This is a genomic window from uncultured Maribacter sp. (assembly GCF_947500985.1).
In the GTDB taxonomy this organism is placed as follows: Bacteria; Bacteroidota; Bacteroidia; order Flavobacteriales; family Flavobacteriaceae; genus Maribacter.
In genome coordinates, this window is record NZ_CANMTX010000002.1 from 629,621 (window position 1) to 655,097 (window position 25,477).

Below are 25,477 nucleotides of genomic sequence, written 5' to 3' on the forward strand. Positions count from 1 at the left end.
TTTATGAAAGTTATTATTTCCCCATTTAACCTAAAAAAGACAAGAGTAAACGTACTTAAATACTCTTTGTTAGTATTAGTTGCATTACAAATTTCATCTTGTGGTAGTGCAAAAAAATCTTCTTACTTTAATGAGGTAGGAAACAATTCGTTTGCTACTTATTTTGAACCATTAGAACCGATATTACAGAAGAACGATTTATTAAGCATAAATATTACTAGTTTAAATGCAGAGGTAACAGAGATGTTCAATCTAGCCAATAATGCTGGTGGTGCGCAACCTATTGGATATTTAATCGACCAAGATGGTTTTATACGTTTTCCGGTTTTAGGTAAAATTGAAGTTTCTGGGTTAACCAAAAAAGAGCTTAGAGAATATATTAGAGGTGAATTGATCTCTAAAAGGTTATTAATGGAGCCGATTGTAGATATTCGATTTATGAATTTCAAGGTTTCCGTATTAGGTGAAGTAAATCAGCCTGCAGTATTTACCATTCCTAATGAGAAAGTAACTTTACTAGAAGCTTTAGGTATGGCAGGTGATATGACCATTTACGCACAGAGAAATAATGTTTTGTTGATTAGTGAAGAAGATGGGGTTAAGAGTACTAAAAGAATTGATTTAACATCAGATGAACTTTTTACATCTCCAAATTACTACTTAAGACCTAATGATATCGTTTATGTACAACCTAACGATAGAAAGGTTAGAAATACATCTAACGCTGCCCAATGGTTTTCAGTAATATTAGGTTCGTTATCATTAGCAGTAATCTCAATTTCTACTTTTAAGTAAAACTCAAAAGAATATTATAAATAAACGGTTTGTACAAGGTCTAGTGTTTTTAAAATAACTACACTGGTTTTAATTACCGATTATTATTTTCCATTTAAATTTAATTGTAATGACCGAAAAGGAATATTTTGATTCACAAATGTCTTCCAAACAAAATGCAGAGAATTTTGATTTGAAGGGACTGTTGAATAAATACCTTAAATCATGGAAATTTTTCATGATTTCTTTGTTAGTGTTTTTGGGTTTAGCCGTGGCTGCCTTGCAATTTATAAGTACGTCTTATAATGTATCGAGTAAATTATTACTAAAGAATGAAACGTCGAATATAGATGCATCTGGCAATAATTTAGCAAACAATAACCCTTTTAGTAATTCGGAAAGGGTAAACAATGCAATTGAAGTACTAACTTCAGTCCATTTAATGCGTTCTGTATTAGATACGTTGTCGTTGCATGCTAGAATTACGGTTCCAGATGCTTTTCCAAAGAAAGAAATTTATGGGTCGGCATTACCTTTTAAAATGGTAATAGATACGTTATACCCATCAGCTTATGAAACAACCTTGACTATTAAATTTGAAGGTGATGATAGCTTTAGTATAACAGAAGAATTCGAAGATTCATCAGAAGGGGCAAGTACGGTCAGTTCTGATTATGGTTATAACAAATACAATGTTGCTTATAAAATTGAAAAACCATACGGCGTTTTTACAATTATATCCAATGAAGAAAGTACATCTAAAAATACCGAGTTCATCGTAGATTTTAGAGATATTGATGAGATGGCGCATAATTATGTAAAGAAAGCATTAAATGTTCATGTAATAAATAAAGACGCTTCGGTAATCAATATTTCATTAAAGGAACAAATACCTGAAAAGGGCGAAGATATTATCAATAACCTAGTGGAACTATATGGATTAAAGTCATTTCTAGCTACAAATGCCTTGGCTTTAAGTAACGTTAAGTTTATAGATGATCGCTTAAATACACTTTCTACAGAGCTTAGTGAGGTAGAAATGAACGTTGCACAGTTTAAAACGGATAATGAATTGGCCAGTGTAGAGTTTGATGCAAATTCTTTTGCGGAACAAGAAATAGATTACGGCAGAAAATTAGCGGATTCGGAAATTGAATTAAAGGTGCTAAGCGCTATAGAACGTAATTTAAAAAGAGGAGATAACGAATCTACCATCAATTCTTTAAGTGTTACGAGTCCGAATTTAATCTACCTTATTGATAGTTACAACAAACTATTAATAGACAAGAAAAGTCTACAAAGAACCGTACCAGAGAACAACCCTAGAATGATTGATATCAAAGATCAATTAGAGCAGCTTAGGAGAAATGTATTGGGTAGTCTTTCAACATCTAAGCAAAGCTTACGAACTACTATTAGTAGTATTAAGGGGAGATCTGATCAGTTTGCAGAAAAGAAGCAGAGAATACCAACAATGCAAAGACAACTACTTGAAATTAGCAGAGAACAAGGTATTAAAGAAAATTTGTTTCTATATCTATTACAAAAAAGAGAAGAAGCAGCTTTAATGGTTGGTGTTAGAAATGATAATTTCACCATTATCGATAGGGCGATAACCGATTTTGAATCTGGCTCGCCTAGTAAAAAATTATTTCTTTTAGTTGGCTTTTTAATGGGTCTTATGGTGCCGATTGGTTTTATACACTTAAAAGAAGGGTTAAGTACTAAAGTAAAGAACAAGAAAAATGTTGAGGACAGAATAAGTGTACCCGTAATTGGTGAGATAGTGCACAACAAGACCAAAAACAATTTAATAGAAAAAGGCGAAGAAGTAACTGCCTTAGCGCAAAGTTTTAGAATGATGCGAATGAATCTAGATTTTATGCTTTCTAAAAAGAAGGTGCAAACTGTTCTAGTAACTTCGGCAATTAAAGGAGAAGGAAAAACATTTTTCTCTTCCAATATGGGGGTTGCCTTGGCATCTTCAAGTGCTAAGGTGCTAATACTTGAATTGGACAAACATAACCCTGAATTAATTGAGGCACTTGGTGAGACAAGAAAAGAATACGGTGTTTCTAATTACCTAAATCAAAGCCATAATACAATAACAGTCAATGATCTATTAATACCTGTAAGTAATAATCCTAATCTATTTGCAATTGGTTTGGGTTCTGAAAATATTGATGGTCTAGAGTCTTTCAATTCTAATAGAATGAATATTTTAATGAATCAATTAAGAAATGAGTTCGATTATATAATAATTGATTCTGCTCCCATAGGTAAATTAGCTGATACATTGGCGCTATCTAAATTTACAGACTGTTGTATCTATATGGTGAGAGAAAATCACTCTAAACTAGATGATTTAGCTATCATAGAAGATGTGAAGGTGAATAAAAAGTTTAAAAATCCTATGGTGGTTTTGAACGATGTAACTTCTAATAAATAGATTGATTATTAAATTAATTTATAATTAAAAGCACAAGGCAAAACAAAAATGAATATATATTATATTGTCACTTTGTTTTTTTTACTATTAGCTTCTAAAGCCAATTTCTTAGTTGAATCTAATTTAGCATGGTTTGGTTTTGAGGTGTTTATGATAATAATTGCCCTATATTTTAATAGGGTAAAGAAGAAAGATGTGCAGTTTTTTATAGTAAGTAGTGCAATTTTTTTCATCTATGTTTTAGTTAGATTTAAATTAAATCAATTACCTACAGATTATTTAAAGAGTGATGTATTTTACTTTTTCAAGTTCGTATTAACATCCTACCTATTCTGTTTAATACTTAAGGAAAAGACATTATACTATTTAGTGAAAGTAATTTCACATTTGGCAATGATATCCCTTGTTTTTTATGTGCTTCAATTTTATCAAGATGGTGCAATTGTAAAGGCAATAGGTAAAGCATTTGAAAGTATTACCGTAGAAACTTATTCCTTACGATATACCAACTTTTTAATATTTACGTACGATACTATTCATTATTATAGAAATTCTGGTTTTTGTTGGGAACCTGGGGCTTTTGGTTCGTTCTTGACTTTAGCACTTTTGTTCAATTTTTTAACTAACGATTTTAAACTGAATAAAGAAGCTTTTATTATTACGCTTGCTATTTTAACAACGGTATCCACTACTGCTTATTTGGGTGTGTTTCTATTATTTTTCTTGAGATATCGTGTTTTAAACAAGGGTAGTAAAGTGACCATCATTGCTTTTGCAATAGTTTTAGCCATAGCAATACCTAATGTGCCTTTTTTAGGAGAAAAAATTGTTGAAATATACGAGCAAGATATAAGGGATCTAAAAAGAATTGAGGAATTATCTACTTATTATGATGATGTGCAAAGACAAATTCCTTTGAATAGATTTGCTAGTGTAATTTTTCTTTATGAGCAATTTGATTGGAAATTGTTTTTAGGTGTTAGTAACCAATATGACGAGTATTATATTAACGAATACAATATCAATATATCTAATGGTATAATGGATTTCATTACCAAGTTCGGTGTCGTAGGGCTCTTTGTGTTATTATATCGTTTTGGTAAGGTATGCAAGGTGTATCTCCGTAAAATGGAATACGTACTCTATGCAATACTGATTCTTTTAATTCTGAGTTTTGGAGAACCTATTTTAATGTTGCCTATTTGCGTGATATTTATATTTTTACCAACATTTAAGAATCAAGATTTCTCGGCAATATCTTATGCTTACAGAACTAAATATTTAAAAGTAGCAAATACCCAATAACCGATAATGATAAAAGCATACAACACAGTCAGGGTATTTATTAAATCTTATTTCGAAGGAAATTCAAGAACTAATTTGTTGGTTAAGAATGTGTTTTCTTCTTTGATATTAAGAGGCTTGGGTACTGCTATAAATTTCTTGTTTGTGCCATTGGTGATTAATTTTGTGAATGCTGAACGTTATGGTATTTGGTTAACACTAAGCTCCGTATTAACCTGGTTTACGCTTTTAGATATAGGTTTTGGAAATGGATTACGAAACAAGTTTTCTGAGGCGGTCGCCTTAGATGATATTAAAGAACAACGTAAATTAATACATACTACGGCAGCTGTTTTAATACTTATTTCAGCCCTCATTTTTATCCTTAATGTCATATTTACCGATCAAATTAAATGGGATGAGTTTTTAGGTGTTGATGCTTCGTACAGAACGGAGTTGCAGCAGCTTGTATTTTTGCTGATTTCCTTTTTCAGCCTACAGTTTATATTTCAAATTTATAATCCCATACAGTACGCATTACAAAAACCGGCAATGATTGCGAGAACAATTTTGGTTGGTAATGCACTTGGGCTTATAGGTATTTTGTATTTGAGAGAATTTTCAGAACCTTCATTATTTAATTTGGGTTTTGTGGTTATGGGTAGTAATGTGCTTTCTATATTCTTGTTTACAGCATATTTCTTTATTGTTCAAAGACGAGATTTAATACAAAAAATAGAAAAACCTACACTAGACACTTTGGGTTCTATTTTCTCTTTGGGGATTAAGTTTTTCTTTTTGAATATTGCCTATATGGTACAGTTTCAAACAAGTAATTTTCTTATTAGTAAATATTTTACGCCAGAAAAGGTTACCGAGTTTAATATCGCTTTTAAGCTGTTTAGCGTGGCATCTCTAGTTTTTGGTATCATACTTAGTCCGGTGTGGAGTTCGGTTACCAATGCCCAGGTAAACAATGATTATACTTGGATAAAGAAGTTAATTAAGAAGTTGTTACTCATTTGGGGTGTTATTGCTATAGGTAGTATTATCGTATTAATGATTGCACCTACCATTTATAATTTATGGATCGGTGATATTATAACCATACCGTTTATAACGTCATTGGGTGTGTTGTTAATTGTACTTTCTAATTGCTTTTCAGAAATATTCATTAGTGTTCTTAATGGTATGGGTAAGGTGAATCTGCAATTTTATATTTCCATTTTTGTAATCATATTTTTTGTACCGATAGCCTATTATTTCTCGGTAGAATTAGAGTATGGTATTTTTGGAATATGTATGGCAATCGTAATAACGAATGTCAACGGATTAATAGTGGCGCCATATCAGGTGTATGTTGAAATGAGAAAAAATCGAAAGTTACCAGCTTAGTAAGTTGAAATAAATTAATGATGATGTCAACTAAAGAAAAGAAATTAATTACTGTTTTGCTTACGTGTCACAATCGTAAGGCAAAAACGTATAGCTGTTTGCAAGCGTTGTCTAAATGTACTTTAGATGATGGTTTCGATTTGAATATATTCTTGGTAGATGATGGTAGTACCGATGGTACGACCGAGTATTTACAGGGTAAGTTTGATAACCTTCAGATTATACAAGGGTCTGGAAGTTTATTTTGGGCTGGTGGTATGCGAGCTGCCTGGAAATATGCAAGGGAGCATGAAAAAAATACAGATTATTATTTGTTATTAAATGATGATACCATCGTTTTTGAAGATACTATTACCAGATTGTTCAGTGATTTAAAAGCAACTAATGAACCCAAGAGTATTATTGTAGGACCAACGCTGGATCCAGAGACAAAGAAGATATCTTATGGCGGACACCAACTATTAAATAGGCTGACTTTTAAAAGTAAAATGTTAATGCCTAATGATGAGTTTCCTCAGAAATGCGAGTTAGGTAATGCCAATATTATGTTGGTGCCAAAAGAAGTTTATCAAGAAATTGGTTCATTAACAGAAAGCTATACACATGGTATCGCAGATTTTGATTATACCTTAAAAGCATTGAAGAAAGGTATTAACACCTATATATCAAGCTCATATTGTGGGTATTGCACCAATGATCACGGTGTTAACTGGTTGCCTCAAGACAGTAATTTAAAAGAAAGAATAGCGTATTTGTATAGTCCTACAGGATTATCATATAAGGAATATTTACAATTTGTTAAAACACATTTCCCATTACACTTACCGCAAGCCTTTCTATTTTTGTGGGGTAAAACCTTGTTCCCTATTATTTGGCAATTATTTAAAAATGAAGACTATTTAAAATGAGAACAGATACACCACAAGCCCCAGTACTTTTTATCATTTTTAATAGGCCTGAACAAACGAAGAAGGTTTTTGAAATGATACGGAAAGCGCAACCTAAAAAACTTTATGTTGCTGCAGACGGACCACGAAATAATGGTAAGGACGACCTACGTTGTAAAGAAACTAGAGCTATAATAGATTTGGTAGATTGGGATTGTGAGGTTAAAACACTTTTTAGAGAAGAAAATATTGGTTGCGGCTTAGGTCCAAAAAGGGCTATTGATTGGTTTTTTGAAAATGAAGAAGAAGGTATTATACTTGAAGATGATTGTTTGCCTTCAGAAAGCTTTTTTAAATTTTGTTCAGAGTTATTAGAAAAATATAGAGATAATAGCCAGATAATGCACATTGGTGGTTCTAACTTCCAGAACGGTTATGTATCTGATTCTGATTATTCCTATTATTTCTCTTATTTTAGTCATGAGTGGGGTTGGGCAAGCTGGAGAAGAGCATGGAAACATTATGATTATGAAGTTTCTACCTATCCTGAGCTTAAAAAGAAAGGTTATTTTGATAAATACTTCTCTAATTTTATAGAAAAGAAATACCGACTTAGCAAGATTGAAAAGACAATGAACGCCAAGGAAGTTTCTTGGTGGGACTATCAGTGGGATTATACGAAATTGATCAATTCAGGATTATCGATAATACCCCATCAAAACATGATTCAAAATTTAGGATTTGGAGATGATGCCACGCACACCATCAGTGCCAACGACGATAGGCAATATAATGAAGCACATGAAATAAGCTTTCCTTTAGAGCATCCTAATTTTGTAATCAGAGATACCAAGGCAGATAGAAGGTACTTTAATTGCTTCTTTAAGAAGACGATCTTACGTAGAAAAATATTAGGATTCTTAAGAATACCAGGATATTCTACTCGTGGATAATTTTAACGTTCATGTTGAACATTACTAGATAACCAATATTAATTATCAGTACTGCAACCAAAATCCAGTACAATAGGTGCTCTAGGTTCAAAATCGATATCATCCCTATAGTCTACAACTTCAAAACTATATTCTGGCCAAATAATATTTGTAGGGTTACATGATTCATACACTAAACAGTCAGTTATTTTATTGCCGCCAGTAGTTTCAAAAGCAGCAAATATTAAAGAGTTAGATTCTGGTATGCCCCTGCCTTGTCCTAACTCGCCACATATAATCTCTTTGGCACGTAATCTATTAAAGGTTACATTCCCAGAACCTTCAACAGAAGATGCAACACCATTGCCCATTTCCAAAAAGTCAACATCTTCAACAAGTCCGCCCGTACCACCACGTGCACCTTCGGTATTTTGATCTTCAAACATCACACCAACACCTCTAGGGCTATTGTTACCCACGATCAAACCTTTTTTTATCTGTTGACCGGCACTTTTGTAGATACTAATATTGTCTTCTGTCCATGCAATTTCTCTATCATTGATTACCGAAAAATTCTCCAATAATCCTCCAATACATTTATCGTATTGTACTAATTGCCCTCTGGGGAAAGGACCTCTCATATTATGACCTTCAATATAGGTCAATACAGATTCGTCGCATTGATCTAATCGAATACCTGTAGAACCATCTTCAACTTTTACATGCGTAATCACTAAATTTTGAGAATCAAATCCTTCAATGCAATTTCTAGTAGCATCCGCTAAAGGGCCACTAGAAGGGGCATCTGTATATGTTATGGAACAGTTTTCAATAGTTAAGTTATCTGCTTCAGAGAATTTAATTCCCATATAAGCACCGGTATACTCAATGATACAATTAGATATTACTACGCCGGTAAAACCATTGATTTCTATACCATGTTGATTTGATGTTTTTATATGCAGGTTTTCTATGCGCTGATTATTTTCAGTAACAATTATTGAACCTGAATCTTGACGATTGCTTGAACACGGGGTTTCTACGATCTCAGGTTCTATAATCTCAGACTCAACAATTGTTGGTATTACAGTATAGTTTTCTTCGGCTCCATTTTCAGTAGTTATAGTATAGGTGACTTCCTCACTAAAATCTTGTGGAGTAGTGGTGTCGGGTATTACGGTAGAAGCCGAATCAACGGTAATGGTAGGTTTTAGTTGAAGCGTAGATATGCTACTGGTATCAATGTCAACATATATAAGATTTTTTTCTTCATCGATAACACCGATAATATCTGTATTCAAACCTATGTTATCAGTAGATAGAATACTGAAATCGGTAATTCTAAGAATAGGAATAGCACCAGATTCTTCTGATAGGGTGTCTTTAATAATTGCTTCGCTAAGAATATCGTGATCAGATGAACAGGATCCTAATTGCAACAATGGGAATGTTAGTACAAGTAAAATAAATACTGTAGTGTTGAAGTACATGGGTTTAAATGTGATTCTTGCCATAACGTTTATTTATATCATTGGGCCATGAATAAATATTGAAGCGTTTAGTCTGTATTGTCTACTCTCTATGAATAACTGATTTTTCCGTTGAATGTTGTTCTTGAATAATAAGCAGGTTAATTTTTGGAGTGAATATTGATAATTTGCAAAAAAAATATTACAGATGAAGAGATATAATTTTTATAAGAAGGTTAAATAATTAAAATAGATCTAGAAAAAATGGATTTATATGAGATAGTACACTTACTAAATACTCTTAAATTGAAAATAAACTTACCTTTTCTGCAGATAAACGTAATTTTATTGTTAATAATTTAGAATTGGATATCTTTGTTTTAAATTCTAATAACCCCCCGGAGTAATCACTATTCCTAAATTACAGCTGTTAAGATTTAACGGTTAGTTGGTTTTAAGAGAATGTATTTACTATGATTTTAGATGATTATATGATTGCTACTGATATTAATTCAGAAGTTTTATGTCTTGGTTACCCTATTTATAATTCTTCACTTGATAATTTGCCTAATAAATCAAAATTGTTGGTGAATACCATCAATCAATATTCATATTGTATTTCAGAAGAAGATGCTACTTTTAAAGAAGCACTTTTGAAAAGTGATGTTATTTTGCCCGATGGTGTTGGTATTGTATTTGCATCAAAGTGGTTGAATGGTGTTAAGGTAAAAAAAATAGCTGGGGCAGATTTTCATGAATATCAATTAAAACGTTTAAATAAGATAAATGGTTCTTGTTTTTATTTGGGTGCTTCAAACGAAACTTTAGGTAAGATAGAAACCAGGTTGAAAAAAGAATACCCAAATGTGAAATTTGGTAGTTACTCGCCACCCTATAAACCAAGCTTTACAGAAGAAGATAACGCTAAAATGATACAAGAGGTGAACAATTTTAGGCCAGATGTATTATTTGTGGGTATGACTGCTCCAAAACAAGAAAAATGGAGCTATGCCCATAAAGGTGAACTCGATGCTAAAATCATTTGCTCTATTGGCGCTGTTTTTGATTTTTATGCCGGTTCAGTAGAAAGACCTAGTAAAATTTGGCAAAATTTAGGTTTAGAGTGGTTAGGTCGTCTTTTAAAAGAACCTAAAAGAATGTGGAGACGATATATTTATTATGGTTTTATTTTTTCTAAGCATCTGGTGAAGGCTAAATTCAGTCGATTATAAAAATATACGGTTAAGAGATATCGCAAAATCTTAACCTTGTTATATCTAAATACAGTATTAATTTTAAGTATTTTCTTTGTGGAATAAACATTAATCCACTATTTATTAATTACATAGGTTAAGACTTGAATTTTCTATTGTATTGTTAGTCCCTCTTAATCTAAAACAACCGGGGCTGGTAGTAATAACCTCTACTCCAGATAATGTGACGTTAACTCCATCTGCACTGTCTAATGGGTATACCGTAGAAGTCAATGAATTATCTTTGAGTACCATATTTTCGAATATCACATTATCTAAATTACCTACAAACCTTAAGGTGTTAAATTTATGATTGGCTTGGAATATATTTGTTTCACTTTCAGCATACAGGTTTTTAAATGTACCGTTAGATATATTTTGCATGTCCGCTAATCCGTCTCGTCTGTAAGAAGCGTAACCATCTACATTTACGTTAGTGATGTTATCTGTCAATTTAAGGGAATTACAGTACCCACCACCCGATCTAACATTTATGGATCCAACATATTCTCCATAATCTATAATATCAGTCATATATACTTCGTTTGAATCGTTTGGCTGACCGTCTCTATTAATATAAAACAAATGAGGAGGTGGCGACCAGGTACCTCCATTACCTCCAATATCTCCACCAGCTGAATTTTGAATGTCTGTATACCTATGTGAACGTATTGTTTCAGCATTAAAGTTTGAAACATTACCTTGTATCCCCATTATTGTGCCATCTAAAGTCAATCTTCTTAACGTAACATTTGATGTTTGAGTTTTAGGGTCAGTACTTTCGTTCGTTACACTGGTATTTTCGTTAAACTCTGTCGTTAACTTCATGAAATAAGGGCAGAATTGTTGTGCATTTGCACCATCTGGCACTCTTAATGAAACATCTTCTAGTAGAATATTTGAGGCGCCTCTAATATTAAAAACTGCCCAAAAGGAAATTGCTCCCGACCATGCAGGGTCAGCGCCAGAAAAAGACATTCCTTTATTAGCAATTAACCAGTTTTCTACCTGTAATTGATTGGCGGCATTTGTTTGCGAATCAATCGGTAAGGTGGAATAGGTTTGATCCCATACCATATTTAAATTTTTAAAGGTAACATTATCGGCAAGTGCTATTATAAATGCTGGTGAACGTAAGTTGTTGATAATTAATTCTGATTCAGATGTACCCTCTATCCAATCATTATCATTCAAGAAAATTGACTTTGTACCAGTAGCAGAAACATCAATAAACATTTTTCCATCAATCAAAATTTTGGCATTTGTATTATTTGCTTGCTTAAGGGTTTCTACAAGATAGTCCCTGTCATCGGTCGAACCGTTCATGTAAGCACCAAACCATTGAGGCTTAATAAATTCTGTGCCAAGGGTTCCTACTAAGTTAATAGATTCAAAAATACGTTGGTTGTCTTCAGTTTGAATTATTGTATTGTTGAAGGATATGGTTCCATTAACTAGGGTGCCACCTTTAAATATTAAGGTAATATTTTCTGGTATTATTATTTCTTGACCACTAAGTTCAAAACGGTCAAAAATCTCCCATGAAGCATTACTCATATTTGCAGGAATATTACTCCAATCAAAATTGCTTGGGATTACAAAATTCGTACTACTTATGTCGTCGGTACCACTAGTATTATCAGTTTCCTCGTTTCCTTCTGGTTCTATTGTTACAGTGCCTTCTTCAGTTGTAGTAGAACCATCTTCCTCTTCTACTTCAATGACATAATCAAAGGTGTCTATTTCTTGATTGTTTTGTTCTTCAGTTTCAGAGTCGTCGGATGATGACTCTGAAGTTTCAGTTGTTTCGGACGTTTCAGTTGATGTTTCTGATTCATTGGAAGAAGAATCAGAAGAATCTTCATTTGGCGTTTCTGCTGTATTAGAATCATCTTCATTATCAGAAGTATCTGTAGGAGTATAAATAATTTTTTGATTTTCACTAATCTCTATAGCTCCATTTTCTGGATTAGAAGTTTGAATAATTTTCACATTTTGCCCTGCTGCAAATGTATCATTGGCTAATACATCTAAAACTATAGGGTCGTGCCCGTTAATTATAAAAGCGTCATCTACTGCATATTGATTATTGTTTTCATTAATGTTAATAACATAATCTGAAAGAATATCCGTATCCTTACTACAAGAAAAGTGAAGTGAAAATATTGCTAATAAAAAAAGTATATTAATCTTCTTGAAAATTAATCGTTGCATAAATAGGTTCATATTGTAGATGTAATTTTGGGGTGGTATTTAAGCAATTACTTTTGGGGTTGTAATTATTTAAATATTTATTAACTATGTTCTCTATATTTTTTTGATATACGAATGCAATTAAGGTATTGGTTGTTCAGGTCCTTGAATATTAAGCCATTATTTTTTAAAATGTTGTGAAAATCTCATTTGGGATAAGTGAAATTTTGGATTTTTATTTTAAAGAAATTTTGAATATCATTTTGACAAAATTATTTAAATAAATAAAATAATCGATGAAATATTCATATAATCGATGAAATGCACTCAATAATTTATTAATCTATTTTTTATTTAGCTTTTTTTATAAAAATTTGAATAAAATGTAATTACTTGCTGAAGTATTTGGTTTTCGGAAAAAACTTAATTTGTAATATTTGTTTTAAATAATCTATTAAGATTGCAGAAATACAGACTTGGGTAAGACTAGAATTTGTCTGTTTAGGAAGTAAATTGAAAGTACAATTAAGAATATCTTAATCAAATTTTTATTATAGAATTGATTTTACTGAATAGGAAAGATGCAACTCCATTTAAAAAAATGGAGCTCATTATTTATATATTTTATTTCTAAAATTATTTCGTAGTTTTTATTAAATAAATATAGGATATATCAAAGAACCTATATTTACTTACGGTTATTGGAAAAATTCTGTTTTTCTTGAATAGTATTAATCTTAAATATGTTTTATTTTTGTGCTATTATCAGTCGAATTATAGAATCACCATTTTTTAAGTGAAATTTAAACATTTTATTTTACTGTTTCAATGATAGAACGTAATTGGAAACTTCTGTTATATCATCATTTGAAAGTTTATTTTTCCAAGCGGGCATAGCGCCGTTTGCCGATCCATTTTTGATAATAGATTTTATATTTTCTTTTCCCTTTCCTTCTTTATCGTTAATTAAATTAGGTGCAATGGCTCCTTGTCCCTCTTTTCCGTGGCATGTTTGGCAATTTTGTTGGAAGATAGTTTTCCCAGTTTTTAATCTTTTATTAAATTCTTCATTGGTTGATGATAAGATTTTATAGTTTTCTTTTCTAATGGGTTTAAATAATGTAATGGTCAAATTATTAAAACCAGATACATAAATATTACCATTTTTAGTATCTTCTATAAGATCTAAAGGTCCGCCATCTAAAACCAAACCCATATCAGAACCTAGATAATCTTGAACTATATCCTTTTTTGATCCACCAGGTCTCAGAATAATAATGTCATTGTATTGCATTCTTGTCACTAGAATACAATTTTGCAATTTTCCATTGAATGTTTTGCTTTTATATTCAATAATTCCAGTGGGGGCAACGTGTGGTCCAAAATCATAAGAAAATCCTCTAAAATTGGTATCTGCTTCTATTCCGTTATATTTCAAATTTTCAACATCTATATCACCTCGATTGAGAACGTATTCTGCTCTTAAAGGGTTTGGGTGTCCATAGTAACCGTCTTGCTCTACACGAACCATAAAATCATTTTGATCAGGCTGAGCTCCTATAATTGCTGGAATATTTTTTGGTCCTTTATAGTTTATCGATGATAGAGGCGGGACGTAGTAGGGAGATTTTGGGTTAGAGGTTGGTGTGTTTTCATTTCCTCCAGAACCATTAATGGTTGTGTATAACTGACCATTGCTATGCCAAACTAAATCATATGCATTTCTTACACCTGTAGCATAGATTTTTAATGGTGAACTATTTTGATATGGATCATAATTTCCACCACCATCTTTTGTTTTAACATCTAGAGGTAGTTCATTTGGTAATTTATTGGTGTCTAAAATTAAAATAGCAGCGGATAATGATGCCTCTTGATAAGGTTTTTGCTTTTTCTCACAATCACACCATCCCATACCTGTGTTGGCTCCTTGACTAAAATATAGTTTACCATTCTCGTCAAAAACAATAGAGTTTGCAAAATTTTCTTGATTTGGACCAAAACGGGGCAAACCTTTTATTATTATTTCATTTCTCAGGACCTCATCTGTTTCACTACTTAATTGTAAACGTGTTATACTACCAGCCCAATCTATTTTATCTTGATTCATAGAAGAATTTGAGAACTTTACCCAATCACTATCGGTTTCTGAATTTGAAGTCCAAATAATTAAACTATCGGGACTGGATATGGGATCGAAAGCTAAACCAATTGTGAATTTTGATAAGTCGCCATATGGTTTAAAGGTGTGTTCTAATTGTAATTCTCCAGTCGGCTGAATGTTAAATCGTAAAATCTTTCCATTAATTTCACTTGCATATAGTTTGTGGTCAGGTCCGATAGCTAAACTGGTAAATTGTCCTTTAATAGTTTTGTCCAAATTGACTTTTTGGAACAGAACACCATCTAATTCATTGTTAGGCATTGTGTTGTATATGCGTATTTGTCTATTTATATATCTATTGATTCGATTTGGATAAAACACAAGGATTAGTAATAATCCTAAAGTAAATAGCATTGCGACTTTTTTTGATTTACCATTCATACAAATCATTAAATAGATGAATTTTTTAAAATTTAAAGCCTTATTTGATAATTCTGCAGTATAAACAACTTCATTTTTTCTTTATCGCCTCCGCAATGCTTTTTTATTTCATAAATTTTGGCATCTACTAAGGTTCTATACCACCAACCTTGTAAAAAATGCCATAAAAATCCTTCTTTACCTTGGGTAAAGCCAAGTTTAAAAAAATATCGATAAATAAAATAAATGAAAGATCGCCAAAAGAGGGGCATATTTGCGTATTTTTTTTTCTTGTCTCTTTTAGACAAGGCGTCTTTTGACATCTCATACTGCAATGCTTCTGAAGATTTCGGTTTTATAAAGTTGTATTCTAAATTTAATAAATCTATCGCCTCTCTAATAGAATATCCATCATGTTTTTGGATCCACCAACCAAGGGGGTTTAAGTTATGGTCTACAAAGTATCCTTCAAAATGAATGCTTTTTCCCTTTGTCAATACTATATGCTCATCCATCCATCTTTCCTCACAAAATCCATGCTTATTTTTAAATAATCTTAGCATGTTCATTTGTAACATTCCCTTGGTCATTAATGTATTAAGAAAATACATTTTTCTTTCAAATACTATCCCTGATATATGTTTTTCTAAATGGGGTAGTTTTTGGTTGATTTCAGAAATCAAGTCTGTCATTAAATATTCATCTGCATCTAAACGAAAAACCCAATCAGTAGTAATTGGTAAGTTGTTTAACCCCCAATTTAACTGTTTAGCATAATTATTCTCCCATTTATTTTGATACACTTTTGCACCCAATGATTCTGCAATGTGTATTGTATTATCGGTAGAAAATGAATCTACCAAAAAAATTTCTTCAGAAAATTTTTGAGCATTTTTTATACAGCGTTCTATATGCTTTTCTTCATTAAAAGTTAGAATGATTGTAGATATCGTATGCATTAGCTTTTTATTTCTCTGGTTTTTATAAATTTTGCAGGATTTCCTCCAACTACTGTCCAAGAATCCACTTTTTTAAACACAGCCGATCGTGCTCCAACAACAGCTCCGTCTTCAATTATTACCCCTGGTCCAATAAACGCATCTGCGCAAATCCAAACTTGATCCTTTATATATACAGGGGCAGCGTACCATTCTAATGATGGTGTTGTGTGGTAATGAGAACTAGCGCAGATATAACTTTTCTGAGAGATTATAGTATTAGATCCTATGCTGATCAAACCTTGGTTATAGATATCAACATTGCGACCTATTGCACTAAATGAACCTATTTCTAAGTTCCAAGGTGCCCAAATTTTTACACTTGCATATACTAAACTATTGTTTCCTATTTTGGCACCAAATAGTCTTAATATAAAGTTTCTCCATGTTCTAAAAATGTTAAGAAAAAAGAAGCGAAAGAATAAAAAATAAGTAATGGACCAAATAACCCTTTTCACCCTACTTTTTAATGTAAAAGGATCATGATATTTAGACATGTCAATTCTATTCATCAAATACACTATTAGATTGTTATTGAACCTTTAAAGATTGAAATCTTATTAGATTATAAACTGGTTTTAAATTTTCGGCTAAATAATGAGAAGAAATAATTAGCTTTTCTATCAACCAAATCTTAACTGAACCATAATTTAAAATTTCTTTACGAATCTTATTCGCTTCTGCTAGACCCTGTTTTTTATTTGTACTAGAAACTCCATCTAAGTTGAACAGGCAAATCCAATTATCGATGTATTGAATATTTGATGTTTTGCTCAAAAATTCAATTGTGAACTTATAATCAGCAGAAATAGGATAGTTATGTTGATCAAAAGATAAATTATTTTCTTTTATAATTTTAAGTGAGTATATCATGGCTTGATGATTTGTAAACATACCATACCATGAATACTTGTGGTTTCTAGCTTTCTTGTAGTTTAGGTCATTTGAATTATGTTGTTTTACAACGGCATTACCATAAATGAAGTCAGGCTCTTTGGTTTTAACATCTTCAAATATAGAAGATAATGTGTGCTTGTCAAATAAAGAGTCTCCACTGTTTATAAAGATTACATAATCTCCCGTAGATAAGCTTAAACCTTTATTCATTGCATCGTACAATCCTTTATCAGGCTCAGAAATAAAAACATCTATCTTTTCATTGTATTTATTTATTACATCTGTAGTTCCATCATTTGAAGCTCCATCTATTATAATATATTCTTGGTTTAAATATGTTTGATTAATGCAGCTAAGAATCGTCTTTTCAATTGTTTTCACTTCATTATAGGAGATAGTTATAATGGATATTTTTTTCATAGTCGTTAATTTTTTAGCAAACCATTTATAAAAGTATTCGCAGTCATTTCTATAGAGAAATATTCTTTGTAAACATTTATAGCAGATTGGGCAAAATTTTCTTTTACTCGAAAATCGAAATCACACCATTTTCTTAGTAAAGCTTCTGTGCCTATCATTGTATCTTGTTCAATGATACCGGCATTACCTTGTTCTATTTCACGCCAAATGTTAACCTTGTTACTTATAAGCACAGGTTTTCTACATGCCAAAGCTTCAACAACCGCAATACCAAAATTTTCTTGATGGCTTGGAAGAATAAAGACATCACTTTCGTAAAATGCCCCCCATTTAGAAAGCCCTTTTAACATGCCCGGAAATATGATGTTATTTGATTTTGAGGCTAGTTGTTGCATCGCTATTCCATAAGGCTCTTCCATACCTGGTCCGGCGATTATTAATTGGGGTAAGTTATGTATTTCCTTTTCTAGTTTTAAATAAGCCATGATCAAAAGATCAACCCCTTTTTTAGGATGTACCCTACTTAAAAAGACAATATGTGGTTTCCCGTTCCATTGGGGTACTTGCTTTGAAAATGCATTTCGCATTGAAGAATGCTTTTTTGGGGGTGGTTGAATACCATAGCCAACATTAATTTCTGATTTTGGGTTGTAGTTGGGGAAGGTAGTCCTTGCCAATAGCAACTCTTCTTCACAGGTAAATAAAATTCCATTTGCATTGTTCACTACTTTTTTCTCAATTAATTTCCAGTAAATATCATTCCGTAGTGCTTTTAGTTTACGTGTTGTCGCTTTTTGGAAATATGGGTCTAACATGCCATGTGGCATAACAAATATTTTTGGTGATGTTTTATGTTTTTTTCTATGTGTTAAAATAGATTTGATGCCTGCGTAACTAGAAAAGAGCCATAGCCCATGTATTATGACAATATCAAATTTATTATAGTTGTCAAGTAGCCATGGAATTAATTTTTTGTTGTATTTCCAAGGTGTTTTAGCCTCACCTAATGTATGAATAGGAAAAATATCTTGTCCCAGATAATCTGCGTTTGGGCTGTCCAAGCAAACTACTTCGTTATGAACATTTGATTTTTGTAGTTCGGGAATTGCGTTTCTGATTCCTTGGCAAGGTCCTCCCTGTTTAGGGTCCATACTTGGAATAATTCGTAGAATGTTCATTTTTTGGCTAAATTTTGATATAGTTCAACATATTGCTTGGCTATGTTCTTAACAGAAAATCTTTTTGCATTCACTAATCCTTTTTCAATAATATCCAAGCGATACTCATTATCGGTAATTACCTTTTTATATGCTCTTGAAATTGACTTTATACTGGTTGGGTCAACAAACACAGCTCCATTTCCAGCAACTTCGATAATAGGCTCTATTTTTGAAGTAATAACTATTCGACCAGTTTGTTGACCTTCAATTACGGGCATTCCAAACCCTTCATACAATGAAGGAAAATTAATTATATCACTATTTATATACTCTAATCTTATTTCTTCGTCCGTAAGATTAAATCTGTTGGAATAATCAATGTTATACATTTTTAAAAGCTGCAGCTGTAACTCGCTTAAAGTACCTATGATACGAAGATGACAAGGTATTTTTTCTAACGCTTTTATCGTTTTGTCCAAATTCTTATTCCAACCTGTACCTATATGTAGAATAACCGGTCTTTCTTGATTGAACGACTTCTTGGAAAATTTAAATATTGGGTCAACGGCGTTGTGTATAACTTCTAGTTTGTCGGTTTTAATTTTACTGAGGATATTTCGTTTAGTTTGATCAGAAATGCATACTATTTTATCGGCAATTTTTAATGGTAAATACAACCAAAACAACCATTTGTAGCAACGCTTAAAAGGGTTTTTTACATTGTCCAAGAATACAAGGTCATGTATTGTTAATACGGTTTTAACCCCAATTAAAGCTAATAATACATCATGAATATGTCCTGTAATATGATGTATGGCGTGTTTATTCTTTTTTTTATAAGTAAAAATATTGTTTTTGAGAACGTCAATTGGCATAGAGCCTACGCAAGAAACTTCATAAATGGTTATTTCTAATGTGGTATCCAACTCTTTGATTAATGTTCTGAATACTCGATGTATGGAATGACCTACCTTTGGGTTTCTAAAGAAATAATTGATTTTCATCGTAATTTTTTTTAAATATTAGATGTTACATTACTAATAATTAATGGGGTTTTGTTCCCTACTTGACATATTTTATGGGTTTTTGTATATCGAATTTTAATTTCAGAACGAGATCGTTTTTTTAATAAGTCCACCATTTTTTCTGCACTGATTTTACAACCATCTTTTATTCTAGGTACAAAATTTATTGATACTGAGAAGTCAGTTTGTTGTATTAATTGGAGTTCTTTAAACATACCCATATGTTCATTGAACATTGCCATTATATGCTCTCCTTTAATATGAAGTCCAGAAGGTGTGACAATATGAGTTGACTGTCGCCCATGTACATTATTCATTAAAGGTAAGGGAATGCCACAAGTGCAGTTCAATTCTTTGTATTGACCTTCATCCCCAATTTCATAACGTATTAATGGGAAAGCATAGTTCGTTAAATCTGTCAACAAAATTTTACCTGTTGTATTTGGTGGTACTGGCTGATTAAATTCATCTACAAATTCAATATGAACAGTGTCTTGCATTATGTGTAGTCCTTCTTTATTGGGGCATTCTGAGGCAATCAACATTATTTCGGTATTTCCATATTGATCGCATACAGGTGCACCAAAGGCTTTTTCCATTAGTATTCTTTGTTCTTCGAATAATGGTGCAGATGTTACCCATACCATTTTAGGAGCATATATTTTTATATTGTTATCCAATAAATACAAGGCGAATTCGAAAACAACATCTACATATCCTTGTAATAAAGTAGGCTTAATTCTATTAAAATCCCTGACATATTTTTCTAGCTGTTTTTTCTGGGGATTAGCTGCCGCCAAGAAAATTCTTTTTGTAGGCCACCATAAAATTGTATTGAGTATTTGTTTAAAAAATGACTTTTTAAAACGATAAATAAATGCTTGGTTTTCCCAAGGGTTAATGCCCCACCAACTTAAAATACGCCATCTAATAGGTGTTTCTGGATTTCTATTATCATGAATTACCGAAATAGGAAGGCTAGTGCTGCCAGATGTGCTAACCTTGTCACAATAAGATTGCGAGACATTATTTGCCTTTATTGCATCAAAGTTATTACGTATTTCTTCTCTGGTTAAAGGTGGTATTTTTAAAAAATCTTCTGGTGTTAGATTACCTGTTATATTGATTTTTAATTTTGCATACTTCTTTTTATAGAAATCAGAATGCTCTTTTGCATGTTGAAAAATTGCATTACGTTTTTTAATATTGATACTTGAAATATTTTGATTCTTCAGTGCATCATTTGTTTTCCTATGTAATCGATTTAGATTGGGACGAAGAATTTTTGTCTTCAATAAAAATATCAATTTTGAAAAACTACCTCGTGCTGTTAATACATTTTCAGGGGGTGTTACTTGCATAAACGTATTGGTTAGTATTTAAGTTTTAATCAACTATAAATTGACAGAGTATTATTTCAAAAGCCTAGGTGTTTCATTTTTATATGGGTTTAATGATAATTTTTACTCGTATAAAAGTCTATTGTTAAATGTGTGCATTATGTTGTCTATAGCCAAATATTGTTCGGCATAGGTTCTTGCAGCTTCTTTTATATAATGATTGTTTGTATTAAGATATGCCTCTAATATGCCTGTATTTAACGCTTCTTGATTTTCTGCAGACACTAAGAGTCCCATTCGATATTTACAGACCACTTTGTGTAATGTAGATTTAGCATTTGCGGTAATTAGAGCTAATCCTCCTACGGCCAAAATGGTGGTTAGCTTTGATGGCATTACTAAATCACTAGCTTTTTCTTTTTGAATTACTAAATGCATATCCGCCATATTTAAGAAAGCATTAAATTCTTCTTTAGGCTGTAGGGGCATAAAATTCACATTATATAGTTTCATATGTTCAGCTCTGTTCTTTAGAATTTCCTTATAAGGCCCTGTACCACATATTATGAATTGTAGGTTGTTATAAGATTTGAGTGCTTTTGCTGTTTCCAAGATTGCCTCTAGTCCTTGTTTTTCTCCAATGGCACCAGAATATAACACTACGTAATCATCAGATTTAAAACCGAATTTCTTTTTTAAGAGATCCTTTTCCTTTATGGGAAAAAAGTAATTGGTTTCTGTCCAATTAGGGAAAAGACTTATAGGTTTATGTGCTTTTTTACCTATGCGATCAATCATGCCTTCTGAAATGCTACTAATAACGTCTGTATTTTTGAAAATAAAATGTTCTACTTTATATAACATTTTCAACAATCTGTTGGACTTAATTATGCCTAAATCCTGAGCAGCTTCAATTTGCATATCCTGAATGTGATATAAATGTTTTGCACCTCGAATTTTTTTTTGAAATACGCCTATTAACCCTAGCTGAAAAGAAGGTGCTACTGTAATTACCCAATCGAATTTCTTTTGAAATAACATAGGGGTACTGGCCAAAAGTGCCGATATCGAAAAAGAGGTGTCTAAAAGCATACGTTTTAAGCCATTAGGTTTATTTGGTACATACATTGGACATCTAATGATATTAAGCCTACCACCAGATTCGTAATGTTTGGTTTCTTTCTTATACCAAAATCTATTTTTTCGATATGGTTCCTGAACTTTCCAATAAGGATAATATGGATATGCGGTAAATACACAACAATGGTGTCCTTCTTGAGCCAACCAATGCATCATTTCTCCAGAATATTTTCCTATTCCGGTCAATTCGGGTGAAAAATTATACCCGATGAATAAAATACGTTTAGATTTTTTTAATTCCATTTCGTGTTCGTTTTTAAGCGTTATTTAATTGACCAAATCTGGTAAGTTTGGGTTAAAACTATTTTTAGCTTTCATTCTCCCTTAGACCATATTTCAAGAATTTTTGGCAAAGAGAGAATGTGCTATTTATGTAAAGACAATTTGCTCAAGTTGATTTTAATACAATCTTACAGAACAAAATGTTTTTAAATGAGTGTATATGGGGTCTCAAATGCTCGCAATTGTCATTTAAAAAAATGGGAGAACACGGGGGAAGTTTACATGATATAAATATTAAAAGTTATGGGTTTTATAAATCTTAGAGCATATTCTAATTGAATGTTATATAATATTTTCAATTATGCTTTATAGCTCTATTCTATAATTTGTTAGTATGATGATTGGCTAAAACATCTAAATAAATTTCTTCAAGATGATTTAGTATAATGTTCTCGTCAAACTTACTTATGTTATCTAGCCCTTTATGAATTAAATTACTTCGCTCTTCATCATTCAATTGGAGTATGTTTTCTATAACCTTGGCGGATTGAAGTGCCCAAGCGAGTAATTTTTTATCATTTGGACTACGTTTTAAATATATTGCTGCACTACCTCCAACTTCATTCATTGGGGCTTTATTTGTTGTAAGAACAGGGCAGCCGGCGGCCATAGCTTCAATAATAGGAAAACCAAAGCCTTCTTCCAGTGAAGGAAAGACAAATACGCTCCCTCCTTGATACGCATAAGATAAAAGATTGTCATCGGCGTCTTCTAAAAAATAGATATCTTCTTTGTATGGGGATCTTTCATAATAAACACTTATGTTAGTTGATGGTTTATAACCAATCATTATTAATGGTAATACTTTTTCAGAAATGTTTCGCCAAGCATTGTATAGTGTAATAACCCCAATTCTGTTTTTGTAAAAAGTGTTGCCTCCAACATGTAATATATAACCATGCTTTAAGTCTAATTTCATATGCTTTCCTAAAACGATTCTCGCATTTTCCATATTACCGGGCACAAATATTGGATGTAATGCATTGTATACTTGTTCAACACGTATAGGTTTTTTCTTTAAAAAATATAATAAATCTTGTTTTGTGTTATTCGAGATACACACAAAATTATTAGCCATAGATAGGCCTCTAAGAATTAGTCTTTGGTATATTTTGCCTGAAGTACTTGTTGGGTTTTCCTTTATAGTGCCCAATGCTGATTTTAATGCGATAAAATCATGGCAGTGTACAATATGATTCTTTTTTCGAATCAATGGCATCCACATACTTAATGCTTGGTCAATTAAAACAAACAATACGTTTTTATCTAAGACTTTACTTTTCTTTTTGAAATATATTGGAAATATTAGGTATTGATCTATATATCTTAACCACTTATTAATACCCGCAGGGAATTTATATTTTGATAGATAAAGTTTTGGAGCCCAGACTTCAATATTATGCCCTCTTTTACACATCCCTTCAAGTATAAAATTTCCATACCTGTTCATACTATATCCTAAGGTATTCTCGTGATGAATTAAGAGTATAATTTTCAAGTTCAATGTGAATTTATAAGTAGTAAGTTAATTTTACTTAAGCTTGCTCTATTTATAACCTAGTTCTCTTTTAGTTGAATTATTGGCAGAAATAAAATCTATAACCAATCTGAGTATATGAAAAATTATAAGATATGTAAATATGCCTTCCAAATAGCCTCTTATGATATAACTGAAATCTCTTGTTATACCATTTGCATTTCTGAACATCCCTAAAAACACAAATACATTCATAAGAGCAAAAGGGGCATATTGTAAACCTTTTTCGCCGAAAAAGACATAGGAATTAAGTAGTTTGAAAATAATGAAGAATACAATAAATTGAATTGGAAAATACCAAAATCCGAAAGTAGCTAATCCATCTCCTATATGACTTGTTATTCTATAGCCACCAAAACCAGAACCATATAAATAATCTCCTCGAGAGAACTCCATTTTGCTTTTATCGATATAAATGTTTAAAAAACGTAATACTGGAGTTGGAAATAAAGATAAAAGATTAGTTTTAAATAACTCTCGCATTAATGGATTTGCATAACCTTTTTTTTCGGCATAATACAAGGTTTCATCTGTAATTCTCAAATTGGCATATCTAGCCATCATGAAATTATCAAGATAATCTTCTGTCCAGCCTTCATTATATTTAGTAGAAATTTTATCACTTTTTTTAAATTTGGCTGATTTTATTCGATTCATTAATGATTCGTTCTGCAATGTGTTTACAGTTTGTTCAAATAGCTCTAACTTATCTACTTTGGCTCTCACTTTTCTTGTATGCAGCATGGCTAAAGAAACATTAGATAGAAGGCCAATTATGAACCATAAGGTAACACCAAGGCAAATTGTTTTAAAGGGAGATAAATAGTTGTAAATTTTAATGTCATTTAAGACTATGTACAAAAAAGTAAGAATAGCCATTATTGCGATAGGACTTATAATACTTTCTCTACTATTAGACGCAATGTTTATTATGAAAATAATACCAGTGTATAATAGAACACTTTTAAGATGAGTATATTTTATATGTAATAGTGAGGGGTAAAACAAACATAAAGGGGCATACATTAAATAGTCTAGACCTGCTAAAAATTTACCGGTTACATCGCCGTACTCCACACCGCCTGCGCTAAAGTTGTAGATTCTTATCATTAAGCCAATAATGCCAAGCCCCCAAATTATTGTAGGTGTGATTTCAAAAAAGCGTAGTTTGAAAAGGGTTTCCTGTATAAAGTTATTCTTAAGCTTTTTAGATGAATTTTGGCATGCCAAATAGAAAGCCAAAGATGAAATTAAAAATAATATTATTTCATATAAAAAAGTTTCGAAAGGGCGTTCAAATCCATAAGATATTGGCTTACCTTCTGTTAATGTTCCTATTAATGGTAAATACCTGTACATAAACATTGATAAATACATTAAAAATGCAAAAGGGAAAAAACGAATATATTTTTCTTGTAAAAAATAAGAAAACACGCTAAAACTTATTACCGCCATAATACAACCATAAACGTTTGCCAAGGACGGGAAAATTGTTAATTCTATCAGAATGCCGATTAT

The 25,477-nt window shown here is 31.8% G+C and carries 19 protein-coding genes; 7 read left to right on the forward strand and 12 right to left on the reverse strand.

Features of this window, described 5'->3' with window-relative positions; translation table 11 throughout:
• Positions 1-3 precede the first annotated feature (3 nt).
• The 6 genes from Q0871_RS06290 to Q0871_RS06315 all read left to right on the forward strand — a co-directional run bounded on the left by Q0871_RS06290 (position 4) and on the right by Q0871_RS06315 (position 7,742).
• Positions 4-795 carry a polysaccharide biosynthesis/export family protein gene (locus Q0871_RS06290; protein ID WP_299319628.1) on the forward strand — a complete coding sequence of 264 codons (792 nt, stop codon included), beginning with the start codon at positions 4-6 and terminating at the stop codon, positions 793-795.
• 109 nt (positions 796-904) lie between these two features.
• Complete coding sequence (locus Q0871_RS06295) at positions 905-3,223, forward strand: polysaccharide biosynthesis tyrosine autokinase (protein WP_299319631.1); 2,319 nt, start codon at positions 905-907, stop codon at positions 3,221-3,223.
• A 48-nt stretch (positions 3,224-3,271) separates the two neighbouring features.
• Complete coding sequence (locus tag Q0871_RS06300; RefSeq protein ID WP_299319635.1) at positions 3,272-4,528, forward strand: hypothetical protein; 1,257 nt, start codon at positions 3,272-3,274, stop codon at positions 4,526-4,528.
• A gap of 6 nt (positions 4,529-4,534) precedes the next feature.
• The gene (locus Q0871_RS06305) at positions 4,535-5,902 is read left to right on the forward strand and encodes an oligosaccharide flippase family protein (protein WP_299319639.1); all 1,368 of its coding nucleotides are present in this window, start codon (positions 4,535-4,537) and stop codon (positions 5,900-5,902) included.
• Positions 5,903-5,925: 23 nt separating this feature from the next.
• A complete protein-coding gene (locus Q0871_RS06310; protein WP_299319643.1) occupies positions 5,926-6,810 on the forward strand; it encodes a glycosyltransferase in 885 nt (294 codons plus the stop codon).
• Positions 6,807-7,742 (forward strand): nucleotide-diphospho-sugar transferase, encoded by a 936-nt coding sequence (locus Q0871_RS06315; RefSeq protein WP_299319646.1) that lies wholly within the window; start codon positions 6,807-6,809, stop codon positions 7,740-7,742. The genes Q0871_RS06310 and Q0871_RS06315 overlap by 4 nt, the downstream gene beginning before the upstream one ends.
• A gap of 38 nt (positions 7,743-7,780) precedes the next feature.
• On the opposite strand, the gene Q0871_RS06320 is transcribed toward Q0871_RS06315, so the two are convergent.
• Positions 7,781-9,235 (reverse strand): right-handed parallel beta-helix repeat-containing protein, encoded by a 1,455-nt coding sequence (locus tag Q0871_RS06320; protein WP_299319649.1) that lies wholly within the window; start codon positions 9,233-9,235, stop codon positions 7,781-7,783.
• 428 nt (positions 9,236-9,663) lie between these two features.
• Here Q0871_RS06320 and Q0871_RS06325 point away from each other — a divergent pair, with 428 nt between their 5' ends.
• On the forward strand, positions 9,664-10,422 hold the full coding sequence (locus Q0871_RS06325) for a WecB/TagA/CpsF family glycosyltransferase (protein WP_299319653.1): 759 nt from the start codon (positions 9,664-9,666) through the stop codon (positions 10,420-10,422).
• Between the two features lie 105 nt (positions 10,423-10,527).
• On the opposite strand, the gene Q0871_RS06330 is transcribed toward Q0871_RS06325, so the two are convergent.
• The 11 genes from Q0871_RS06330 to Q0871_RS06380 all read right to left on the reverse strand — a co-directional run bounded on the left by Q0871_RS06330 (position 10,528) and on the right by Q0871_RS06380 (position 25,414).
• Positions 10,528-12,657, reverse strand: a complete 2,130-nt coding sequence (locus tag Q0871_RS06330; RefSeq protein WP_299319656.1) for an Ig-like domain-containing protein — start codon at positions 12,655-12,657, stop codon at positions 10,528-10,530.
• 796 nt (positions 12,658-13,453) lie between these two features.
• Positions 13,454-15,061, reverse strand: a complete 1,608-nt coding sequence (locus Q0871_RS06335; protein WP_299319659.1) for a c-type cytochrome — start codon at positions 15,059-15,061, stop codon at positions 13,454-13,456.
• Positions 15,062-15,213: 152 nt separating this feature from the next.
• Positions 15,214-16,119, reverse strand: a complete 906-nt coding sequence (locus Q0871_RS06340) for a glycosyltransferase family 2 protein (protein WP_299319663.1) — start codon at positions 16,117-16,119, stop codon at positions 15,214-15,216.
• A complete protein-coding gene (locus Q0871_RS06345) occupies positions 16,119-16,670 on the reverse strand; it encodes a putative colanic acid biosynthesis acetyltransferase (RefSeq protein WP_299319666.1) in 552 nt (183 codons plus the stop codon). The genes Q0871_RS06340 and Q0871_RS06345 overlap by 1 nt, the downstream gene beginning before the upstream one ends.
• A 19-nt stretch (positions 16,671-16,689) precedes the next feature.
• A complete protein-coding gene (locus tag Q0871_RS06350; RefSeq protein WP_299319669.1) occupies positions 16,690-17,475 on the reverse strand; it encodes a glycosyltransferase family 2 protein in 786 nt (261 codons plus the stop codon).
• Positions 17,476-17,480: 5 nt separating this feature from the next.
• On the reverse strand, positions 17,481-18,653 hold the full coding sequence (locus tag Q0871_RS06355) for a glycosyltransferase (protein ID WP_299319672.1): 1,173 nt from the start codon (positions 18,651-18,653) through the stop codon (positions 17,481-17,483).
• Positions 18,650-19,639: a glycosyltransferase family 1 protein gene (locus Q0871_RS06360; RefSeq protein WP_299319675.1), complete on the reverse strand. Its 990-nt coding sequence runs from the start codon at positions 19,637-19,639 to the stop codon at positions 18,650-18,652. The genes Q0871_RS06355 and Q0871_RS06360 overlap by 4 nt, the downstream gene beginning before the upstream one ends.
• An 11-nt stretch (positions 19,640-19,650) precedes the next feature.
• Positions 19,651-21,021, reverse strand: coding sequence for a hypothetical protein (locus Q0871_RS06365; RefSeq protein ID WP_299319679.1), 1,371 nt, complete (start codon positions 21,019-21,021; stop codon positions 19,651-19,653).
• A gap of 102 nt (positions 21,022-21,123) precedes the next feature.
• Positions 21,124-22,383 carry a WcaI family glycosyltransferase gene (locus tag Q0871_RS06370; RefSeq protein WP_299319683.1) on the reverse strand — a complete coding sequence of 420 codons (1,260 nt, stop codon included), beginning with the start codon at positions 22,381-22,383 and terminating at the stop codon, positions 21,124-21,126.
• Positions 22,384-22,741: 358 nt separating this feature from the next.
• A complete protein-coding gene (locus Q0871_RS06375; protein WP_299319686.1) occupies positions 22,742-23,920 on the reverse strand; it encodes a glycosyltransferase family 1 protein in 1,179 nt (392 codons plus the stop codon).
• A 48-nt stretch (positions 23,921-23,968) separates the two neighbouring features.
• On the reverse strand, positions 23,969-25,414 hold the full coding sequence (locus Q0871_RS06380) for a hypothetical protein (protein ID WP_299319691.1): 1,446 nt from the start codon (positions 25,412-25,414) through the stop codon (positions 23,969-23,971).
• Positions 25,415-25,477: the final 63 nt, after the last annotated feature.

Bases quoted from the DNA above. Each gene is read 5' to 3' on its own strand.
- Q0871_RS06290 (WP_299319628.1), top strand. From the start codon at position 4: ATGAAAGTTATTATTTCCCCATTTAACCTAAAAAAGACAAGAGTAAAC.
- Q0871_RS06295 (WP_299319631.1), top strand. From the start codon at position 905: ATGACCGAAAAGGAATATTTTGATTCACAAATGTCTTCCAAACAAAAT.
- Q0871_RS06300 (WP_299319635.1), top strand. From the start codon at position 3,272: ATGAATATATATTATATTGTCACTTTGTTTTTTTTACTATTAGCTTCT.
- Q0871_RS06305 (WP_299319639.1), top strand. From the start codon at position 4,535: ATGATAAAAGCATACAACACAGTCAGGGTATTTATTAAATCTTATTTC.
- Q0871_RS06310 (WP_299319643.1), top strand. From the start codon at position 5,926: ATGTCAACTAAAGAAAAGAAATTAATTACTGTTTTGCTTACGTGTCAC.
- Q0871_RS06315 (WP_299319646.1), top strand. From the start codon at position 6,807: ATGAGAACAGATACACCACAAGCCCCAGTACTTTTTATCATTTTTAAT.
- Q0871_RS06320 (WP_299319649.1), bottom strand. From the start codon at position 9,235: ATGGCAAGAATCACATTTAAACCCATGTACTTCAACACTACAGTATTT.
- Q0871_RS06325 (WP_299319653.1), top strand. From the start codon at position 9,664: ATGATTTTAGATGATTATATGATTGCTACTGATATTAATTCAGAAGTT.
- Q0871_RS06330 (WP_299319656.1), bottom strand. From the start codon at position 12,657: ATGCAACGATTAATTTTCAAGAAGATTAATATACTTTTTTTATTAGCA.
- Q0871_RS06335 (WP_299319659.1), bottom strand. From the start codon at position 15,061: ATGCCTAACAATGAATTAGATGGTGTTCTGTTCCAAAAAGTCAATTTG.
- Q0871_RS06340 (WP_299319663.1), bottom strand. From the start codon at position 16,119: ATGCATACGATATCTACAATCATTCTAACTTTTAATGAAGAAAAGCAT.
- Q0871_RS06345 (WP_299319666.1), bottom strand. From the start codon at position 16,670: ATGAATAGAATTGACATGTCTAAATATCATGATCCTTTTACATTAAAA.
- Q0871_RS06350 (WP_299319669.1), bottom strand. From the start codon at position 17,475: ATGAAAAAAATATCCATTATAACTATCTCCTATAATGAAGTGAAAACA.
- Q0871_RS06355 (WP_299319672.1), bottom strand. From the start codon at position 18,653: ATGAACATTCTACGAATTATTCCAAGTATGGACCCTAAACAGGGAGGA.
- Q0871_RS06360 (WP_299319675.1), bottom strand. From the start codon at position 19,639: ATGAAAATCAATTATTTCTTTAGAAACCCAAAGGTAGGTCATTCCATA.
- Q0871_RS06365 (WP_299319679.1), bottom strand. From the start codon at position 21,021: ATGCAAGTAACACCCCCTGAAAATGTATTAACAGCACGAGGTAGTTTT.
- Q0871_RS06370 (WP_299319683.1), bottom strand. From the start codon at position 22,383: ATGGAATTAAAAAAATCTAAACGTATTTTATTCATCGGGTATAATTTT.
- Q0871_RS06380 (WP_299319691.1), bottom strand. From the start codon at position 25,414: ATGGCGGTAATAAGTTTTAGCGTGTTTTCTTATTTTTTACAAGAAAAA.